The organism is Tepidiphilus thermophilus (assembly GCF_001418245.1).
GTDB classification, from domain to species: Bacteria; Pseudomonadota; Gammaproteobacteria; order Burkholderiales; family Rhodocyclaceae; genus Tepidiphilus; species Tepidiphilus succinatimandens.
This window is the reverse complement of sequence record NZ_LIPU01000005.1, coordinates 132,808-141,198: the sequence shown is the minus strand read 5'-3', so window position 1 is coordinate 141,198 and position 8,391 is coordinate 132,808. Positions and strand designations below refer to the sequence as shown.

At 58.9% G+C, this 8,391-nt stretch carries 6 protein-coding genes and 1 pseudogene; 3 read left to right on the top strand and 4 right to left on the bottom strand.

The genetic code is table 11. The features are described 5' to 3' along the window. Both ASC37_RS11255 and ASC37_RS06220 read right to left on the bottom strand, forming a co-directional pair. Positions 1-216, bottom strand: a 216-nt coding sequence (locus tag ASC37_RS11255) for a reverse transcriptase N-terminal domain-containing protein (protein ID WP_176697463.1), incomplete at its 3' end; no start/stop codon positions are given. A 1,663-nt stretch (positions 217-1,879) separates the two neighbouring features. After that, complete coding sequence (locus ASC37_RS06220) at positions 1,880-2,227, bottom strand: hypothetical protein (RefSeq protein ID WP_055423543.1); 348 nt, start codon at positions 2,225-2,227, stop codon at positions 1,880-1,882. A gap of 345 nt (positions 2,228-2,572) precedes the next feature. Here ASC37_RS06220 and ASC37_RS06215 point away from each other — a divergent pair, with 345 nt between their 5' ends. From ASC37_RS06215 to ASC37_RS11910, 3 genes and pseudogenes are all read left to right on the top strand, one after another. Next, complete coding sequence (locus ASC37_RS06215; RefSeq protein WP_055423542.1) at positions 2,573-3,184, top strand: AcaB family transcriptional regulator; 612 nt, start codon at positions 2,573-2,575, stop codon at positions 3,182-3,184. Between the two features lie 3 nt (positions 3,185-3,187). Continuing rightward, the gene (locus ASC37_RS06210; protein WP_072247939.1) at positions 3,188-4,894 is read left to right on the top strand and encodes an ATP-dependent helicase; all 1,707 of its coding nucleotides are present in this window, start codon (positions 3,188-3,190) and stop codon (positions 4,892-4,894) included. Between the two features lie 217 nt (positions 4,895-5,111). After that, positions 5,112-5,243: pseudogene (locus tag ASC37_RS11910) on the top strand (helix-turn-helix transcriptional regulator); the annotation flags it as partial. Between the two features lie 10 nt (positions 5,244-5,253). On the opposite strand, the gene ASC37_RS06205 reads toward ASC37_RS11910, so the two are convergent. Both ASC37_RS06205 and guaA read right to left on the bottom strand, forming a co-directional pair. Next, the gene (locus tag ASC37_RS06205; protein WP_082438393.1) at positions 5,254-6,534 is read right to left on the bottom strand and encodes a tyrosine-type recombinase/integrase; all 1,281 of its coding nucleotides are present in this window, start codon (positions 6,532-6,534) and stop codon (positions 5,254-5,256) included. A gap of 286 nt (positions 6,535-6,820) precedes the next feature. Next, positions 6,821-8,389: a glutamine-hydrolyzing GMP synthase gene (guaA, locus tag ASC37_RS06200; RefSeq protein WP_055423540.1), complete on the bottom strand. Its 1,569-nt coding sequence runs from the start codon at positions 8,387-8,389 to the stop codon at positions 6,821-6,823. Between the last annotated feature and the right edge of the window lie 2 nt (positions 8,390-8,391).

Sequence of the window (8,391 nt, the reverse complement as noted above, 5' to 3'; positions counted from 1 at the left end):
TTCAGTGACTCGTTTCACGGCGATTGCTCGCCCATAAAACGAGTGGGTCAGGAGCCATTGCAAGGCTTTCACCTTGCCCCAGCGCCCTTCCCTGACTGCCTTCGCAATACGCGTTTGCAGCCTCCTAACTGTTTGGTGTGCTTTGGCCCAATCGATATTGTGCCAATTCACATCCTCCCAGCCGGAGGCTGCACCAACCATTTGCATGGTCGTCATTTGCTTTTCCTCCGTTCAGAAGGTTCTACATACTCTCTTGCGAAGAGAGACCAGCCGGAAGTCTGCTCCCTTTCGGGCGGGATGATGTTGGGTCGCCCCTCAATCCCTATCCGCCCCATTACAGGACGTCATTCGCTTTTTCCGGCATCCCATGCCCGCACCCCCAACAGCTTTCCTTACGGTCGGCCTGCCCTTACGGGCGGAGATACGGGCTTACCGTGTTTCGCATAAGTGACAACAGGTGTTTAGGTGGTGGTTATACCCCGGTGGAACTGTATCCTCGCCTACTGAAGCATCAGCAGTAGGTCTGTCCACTCGCCTTTTTGGCTCAAGCCTGTCAGCGCCTTTGGCTTGTCAACAATAACGAGGCTTATTACCACTTTGCTTCTGCTCACCGTGCACCCAAGCCTAGCCCCCTGCCGCGTGGCGCTCGCAGCTCCGCTTCCCCCTCACGGGTTCTGCTTCACCTTTTAGGGTGGGGTACATTGTCGGACAGGCTTCGCACAGACCGGTTGCCCAGTCTGCACGCCATCCTAGGCTACGACCGGAGGAACGGTCGGTTCTGTCAGGGCTCACCTAAGCCTTGGGTTTGGATGCCCATACGGGCATCTTCCTCCCGTGTGGGCTCTAAGTGTGATTATCCCTTGCAGAACAATCACTTACGCGACATCACGTCGCACGATGCTGTTTGTTTCAGAAGGCCAGCTACCTTCATGTCTCTTTGGCATAGCCAGAGAGAACAATTCCGCTTTCCGAAACGCACCTCACGATGCATTTGGGAAAGCCCCGCGCCGAAGCGCGGGGCTTCAATCTACGCCAGACTAAAAAGCCCGGCGAAACATTAAGCCACTTTGCGAACGCCCCCGGCCATCCGCAATGCCTGTCGCAACATCTTTCGCGTTTCCGGTGCCGTGCACCCGGACTGAAGACGCTGGTGGAGTTCGCAGGCCATGCGAAACGGGATCGAACGGAACAAGTGGGTTAACATAGGATTCATATGGCATTCTCCCTGCTTGTTAACGCAGCATCATCGCGCAATCGATTGGCATTGAAAACTAGGATTGGCATCCTGCAGGTATTGCCTGTTTTGATACGCTCTGTGGCAACCCCTGCAGGCCGGAAGTCTCTCTGCACGAAAAGCTTCCGGCCTGCGGGGGTTTCCGCAGGCTTGTTTTTTTACCGGAGCCCCAGCGCCCGGACGATCGGGCGGCTGATGACGATTCCTGAGACGACGCACATCGAGAGGATCACAAGTGTCATGGCTTTACTCCTTGCTGGGTTATTGGACTTGACCCCGCAGGAGTTGCCAGGCTTGATACGCGCCCGCGGCAACCCCGCAGGCCGGAAGTCTCTTCATGGAAAGACCTCTGGCCTGCGGGGAATCCCACAGGCGCACTTGAGCGTTACCGGAGTCCCAGCGCCCGAACGATCGGACGGCTGATGATCAGGCCGGAAACCACGCACATAAGGAAAATTACCAGTTCCATGATGCCTCCCAAAAAAACGCGGAGGCACCACGCCCCTTGCGGGGTCGCGATGACCCCCGCAGGGTTAAGAAATGGGTGGAACCTGGCTCGAACCTTAGTTCATGGCAAACAGCTAACGCTTGCTGACCGTGGTACCCCGTCCATGAACGATTTTCCTTTGCCAGATTCCTGGGAAGTTACGCCACGACCTCGAAAGCCGCGGTATTGGATGTTGCTGGCGTCACGGAGACTTCGGCTTTCGCCTTGCTGCGACGCTTGCGGGACTTGGTCGTTTTCGCCGGGATCGGTTCCAACTGTGGCATCGGCATGCCACGCCGGATGAACGTCGGGATTTCGTACCTCGACCAATCTTCCTCGCCATCCTTACGGACGGCCATCGGCCTCACATCCGGCGCGCGGACAGTGCCGGGATGCGCGGGTTTCGGCATCGCAAGCGCGAATACCAGCTTCCCCGCTTTGACCAAGCCGCGAAGCGCGATCTGCGCAGACCCAAACAGGGCCATAACGAGCAAAAACTCTTCCATGATACCTCCTTGAGGTTGAAGCGGAGGCACCACGGCCCGCGAGGGCAGTGAATGCCCCCGAGGGGTTGAAACACGCCGCCGCGCATGGCACGGTCGGCGTACTGATTGCTGTTTATTTCGCCTCCCCAGCTAGGAGGGTGAACATTCGAAGGCGTCACGCACTTCGAATGGTTAGATAAATTCTAGCGACCGAATTGGGAATGTCAAGCGCCGTCACGATGCCAAACAGGACGTTTTGGTGTGCTTTTCGACTCGGTTTCAGCGACACTGTTTTCTAGGATGAGTGTCTGTGGTCCTTTATCGAGTCCTCCGCGACAGAAGCCGCGGGTATCTTCGGGGGGTTCTATGGCAGCGCCGACGTCATCGCAAGACAAATCCAAGAGTCATCCTTACTTCACCCAGAAGGTCAGGCTCCACTCGTTCCATGCGCAACAGGTATTTGACCAAGGGTATGAACAGTACGCGAACGCAATCTTCTCCCTGTCGGTCGTCTTGAGAATCGTCGGCTCCGACGAACAGGCCCGCGAAGTAGAGGGCATCGTCGATGAGCGGATGAACAAGATGTTCGAGGATATACGCGGCGAAGTCGCCCGCCTCGAGAAGCTTGCGGAAGCGAACGGGATCGAGTTCAACGGCATCGAATATTCCAACCCAAAGGAAGTCGAAGCGAAGATTTCGTCCCCACGTGCCGTACGCTACGTCGGTCTCATCCGTGAGTTCGATGGCATGGTAGCCAAGTTCGATACTCTCTGGTTATCCGGCGTCATCCCTGATGGCGACTACTCCCGCAGCATCTTCGGATGGAAGCGCCGTCTGCTTCGCCTGGCCGGATCCGCCCGGTCGATTTCCGCGCGGGCCATGGTGGCTGCACGCAAGAAAGGCATATCCGTCGATGAAACCGCCGAAGTCGCGACGAAAGCGGAAACTATCGAGACGCCGACCGCGAACACCACATAGTTGATGGAACTCAACCCCTATCAAGAACGCGCCGTCGCGGCATCTGGTCATTGCACGATTCTCGCCTGTCCCGGTTCCGGCAAAACTCGGGTTCTTTCGGTACGTGCGGCACGGCTGCTTGCCAATCACGATAAGGGACGGCTCTGCGCAGTGACATTTACCCGCGATGCTGCGGAAGAGCTTCGATCCCGGATTCTTGCTGCCTGCGGTCAGGACCATGCGCGGCGCCTGGCCGTTGGCACCTTTCACTCTCTGGCGCTTGCGCAGATCAAGCGGTTTAGCGGAGGGAAACCTCCGCGCTTGCTGTCTGAAGGCGAGCGCCTGGCCGTTTTGTGGCGTTGCTGGCAACAGCATGCACCGAACATCGCATTCGAAAATGTCGTACAAGCTATCGATGCGCGCAAGGCCAGACTCACTCCCGTTCCGTTCTCCGATCCTTCCCTCGAATCCGTATTCAACGGCTACCAGGAAGTCATGGAGTCCGATGGGGCCATGGATTTCGCCGATCTGTTACTGCTCTCTGTGCACCGAATGGCAAGCGGCGGCATGCCACCGCTCCCGATCCGCTGGCTGCTGGTGGACGAGGCGCAGGATATGGACGAAGTGCAGGTGGAGTGGATTCTGCTGCATGGGCGCGCCGGAGCCGATATCACGCTGGTTGGCGACGACGATCAAAGCTTGTACGCTTTTCGCCACGCGTTGGGATACGCCGGGTTGCGGAAGATCTCAACCGAGCTGTCAGCGACCGTGACCACCCTGCCGGTCAACTACCGGTGCGCACCGAACATCCTTGCTCATGCCGCCAAACTGATCGCCCACAACCGCAACCGGGCCGCCAAAAAGATCACCGCCCACCGCGAAGATGTAGGCGAGATCAGGGTGATCCGCGCTCCCGACCGCTGGGCCGAAGTCGATCAGATCGTCGAAACCATCGAGAAAGGCGCTCAGGACGACGAATGGGCAATCCTTGCCCGAACCAATCTGATTCTCGACACCGCGGAACTGGCTTTGTCCGGCATCGATAGGCCATGCGTCCGCACCGGCGGCAAGAGCGTTTGGGAACATTCGATCGGAAGCGTATTTTCCGGCCTGCTGCGTTCCGTCGTGGATGATTCTTGGACTGGGCTGGCGAACGCACTTTCTTTTTGCGGCATCCATGCCGAATGGGTCAATGAGCATTCGCGTCGTTCGTTCGGAGGTTGCATTGCTCGCCTGGAATCCGCGATCGAACAAGCTCCAGACGACGATGGTAGTCGGAAGACGCTCCTGCGCCTGCGCATTGGTCTTGCCTCATGGCGCGAACAAGCGGCGAAGGGGCGGGCGACGCTCGTCATTCATGGCGTCGCCGCTTTCTTGTCCGATTATTGCACGCCAAACCAGGCGAACCTGCTGAGAAAGCTGGAGGAATCCCTTGTCAGGATGCCCGGATCGCTTGCCCAGCGACTTTTAATCCTGGGACGGTCAAGTCAGAATCGCCGCAAGCCCGCCGTGCAGATCATGACATTGCACGCCTCGAAGGGCCTCGAATTCGACAATGTCTGGATCATGGGTTGCGAGGAAGGCAACCTGCCCCACACGGATTCGACAGAGGAGGATGAAAGACGCCTTCTCTATGTTGGCATGACCCGAGCCCGACATCGGCTCATCCTGAGCAGCGCCATCGAGGAAGGTCTTGCATCGCGCTTTCTGGATGAGGCGGGGCTTTCTTGAAATGATTCAAAAGTGTGCGCTTTTGACCCGGAAGAACGGCATTGCCATTTGGTAAATTGGTCGCAAACTACAAAAAGTGCAAATTAGTCCGTCAATCCTCCCCGCCCTAAAGGGCGAAGCTTGTGCCCCAAGCTCGGTTGACCAGACCATGCGCGAGCAATCGCGCGACGTGTGATACCAGTGCGCACTTTTGCGTACGTTTTTGAGAGCAGCCGATATGCGCATCATCCAAGAAGACGAACTCAAGATTCCTGGCCGCGTTCTCATCAACCGCAAGCAGCTTCTACAGATCGTTCCGCTATCGGATCGGACGATTTACGAGCTTGAAAAGCGCGGCGAATTCCCGAGACGATTCGCCCTCACTCCGCGATCGGTGGCATGGGATCTGGGGGAGGTCGAAGCATGGATAGCGGAGAGGAAGGCGGCGGCACAACAGCCCAAAGCGCCGGGTCGCCTTTTACCCAAAGGTCGATCATGTCTGCCCAATCCTGAAGCATGACGCGACGCTGATCGGCGTATTCAGCCTTGTTGTAGATCGCTCTTACGCCCTTTTGCTCATGGGCGAGGCACTTCTCGATCCAATCCGTGTTGTAGCCAGCCTCGTGAAGCAGAGTGGATGCCGTCCGCCGCAAGTCGTGGACGCAAAACTTCCCCAAAGGCTTCCCATCTTCCTGCGCCGCCTTCCACGCCAGGGTCGTCACTTGATTCAGTGTGGCCTTGCTCATGGGAATGTCGGGATCGTAGCGGGACGGCAAGACGTAACGCGACCCACCCGCGCACGTCTTGAGGGCAATAAAAATATCCAATGCTTGGCGGGACAGGTACACCACGTGCGGACGCTTTCTCTTCATCCGTTCCGCTGGAATGGTCCAGGTCGCCAAAGTAAAGTTGACTTCGTCCCACGTCGCGTCGGTCAATTCCGACTTCCTGACCATCGTCAACAGCAGCAACTTGACCGCCAAGCGAATGGTCGGTGCGGTCGATACGCGCTCCAAGTATTGATAAAGCAACCAGATCTCTTGCGGAGATAGCGCTCGGTCTTTTGGTTGGAAGCGCGCAATGGATGCGGGCCGCACGAGTTCCGCGGGGTTTTCATAACGATGCCCGCGATCCAGCGCGTACCGATACACCATGTGGACGACTTCACGCGCATGAACGGCTGTTGCCGGCGCACCTCGCGCCACGATTTTGTCGCATAGTTGCCGAAGATCTTCGTGGCCGATCTCCGTCATCTTGAGTCGACCAAACGGTTCCTTTAGATCACGCTCATAGACCGACCGGCGCATGTCTCTTGTGGACTCAGCCATCGGGTAATGCTTGAGCCACAGTTCAGCCCAGGAGCCGAACGTTTCGGCGTCTCTGATCTTCCGCATCTCCCTGGACTTCTGTCGCGCCGGTGATTTACCTTCGCTGACCAACTTTTTCGCGGCCAGGAGCCTTTCTCGCGCTTCAGCCAGCGTGATGCCATCGGCCCCATAACGGCCGAGCACCAGCGTTTCCTGGCGACCATTGAGTCGGTAGTTGTAACGGAAGGAGATCGTCCCCGCGGGAGTGACGACCACATACAGACCGTCGCGGTCGGCGACTTTGTACGGTTTCTCGCTGGGTTTGAGGCTGCGAAGCTTGGTGTCGGACAGCATCTCGATACCATCACCGAAAAAGCGCCGAAATACGGCATTTTTTCTTTGTTCGTCAATAAGTTATCGGATATCGATACCATCTCGGGCACTGCGCTCGGTCGATGGCATCCGCCGCAGCCCATGATACCAGATCGCAGAATGCCAGCAAATATACCAGCAAAAATCGACCGCTTACCCCTGCCTGACGCTGCTAGACCTTGCTAGAAAAATTTCTGTTTTTTTATCCCTAACAATGACTTACCGAGAACTTGTTGCCTGTTCTCTCTGGTTGCTTCCAGACATCTACTCACTCCCACTCGATCGTCGCCGGTGGCTTGCCGGAAATATCGTATACCACGCGGTTGATGCCGGCCACCTCGTTGATGATGCGGTGCGACACCTGGGCCAAGAGCGCGTGCGGCAGCTCCGCCCAGTGCGCCGTCATGAAATCCTGCGTCTGCACCGCGCGCAGGGCGATCACGTATTCGTAGGTGCGGGCGTCCCCCATCACGCCGACGCTGCGCACCGGCAGGAATACGGCAAACGCCTGGCTCACCTTGTCGTACCAGTCGGCGCGGCGCAGCTCGTCGATGAAGATGGCGTCGGCGCGGCGCAGGATATCGGCGTATTCGCGCTTCACTTCCCCAAGAATGCGCACTCCCAGCCCTGGTCCGGGGAAAGGGTGGCGATAGACCATGTCGTGCGGCAGCCCCAGGGCGATGCCCAGTTCCCGCACCTCGTCCTTGAAGAGCTCGCGCAGCGGTTCGAGAAGCTTCAGGTTCAGCGTCTCGGGCAGTCCCCCCACGTTGTGGTGGCTCTTGATGCTCGCCGCCTTCTTGGTCTTGCCGCCGGCCGATTCGATCACGTCGGGGTAGATGGTTCCCTGGGCGAGCCAACGCGCCCGCGGTAGCTTCGCCGCCTCTTCCTGAAAGACTTCGACGAAGACGCGCCCGATGATGCGCCGCTTCTGCTCCGGATCGGCCACGCCGGCGAGCGCCGAAAGAAAACGCTCGCTCGCGTCGACGTGGATCACCTTCACGCCCAGGTTGCGGGCGAAAGTCGCCATCACCTGCTCGGCCTCGTCGAGGCGCAGCAGGCCGTTGTCGACGAAGACGCAGGTGAGGCGATCGCCGATGGCGCGGTGGATGAGGGCGGCAGCGACCGACGAATCGACCCCGCCGGAGAGCCCCAGGATCACCTCCTCGTCGCCGACCTGCGCGCGGATGCGGGCGACGGCCTCGCCGATGAAATCCGGCATGGTCCAGTCGCGCCCGCAGCCGCAGATCTCGTGCACGAAGCGCTCGAGCATTTCCTTGCCCTTGAGCGTGTGCGTCACCTCGGGGTGGAACTGCACGCCATAGAAACCGCGCGCCTCGTCGGCCATGGCGGCGATGGGGGTGGCGTCGCTGCTGCCGATCACGGCAAAGCCCGGTGGCAGCGCGACTACCTTGTCGCCGTGGCTCATCCACACTTCTAGCACCGCGCGCCCTTCTTCGTCGCGCCGGTCGTGCAAAGGGCCGAAAAGGCGGTTTGGGGCAGTGACGCGCACTTCAGCGTAGCCGAATTCGCGCTTTCCGCTCGCGGCCACCTTGCCGCCCAGCTGCTCGGCCATGGTCTGCATGCCGTAGCAGATGCCCAGCACCGGCACCCCCAGGCGGAAGACGACCTCGGGCGCGCGCCAGTCGAGCGCCGCGTAGGCCGAATTGGGCCCGCCCGAGAGGATGATGCCCTTGGGCGCAAAGGCGCGGATGAAGTCCTCGCCCACGTCGAAGGGATGGATCTCGCAGTAGACCTGCGCCTCGCGTACGCGCCGCGCGATGAGCTGGGTGAGCTGCGAGCCGAAATCCAGGATCAGGATCTTGTCGTGTTGGGTCATGG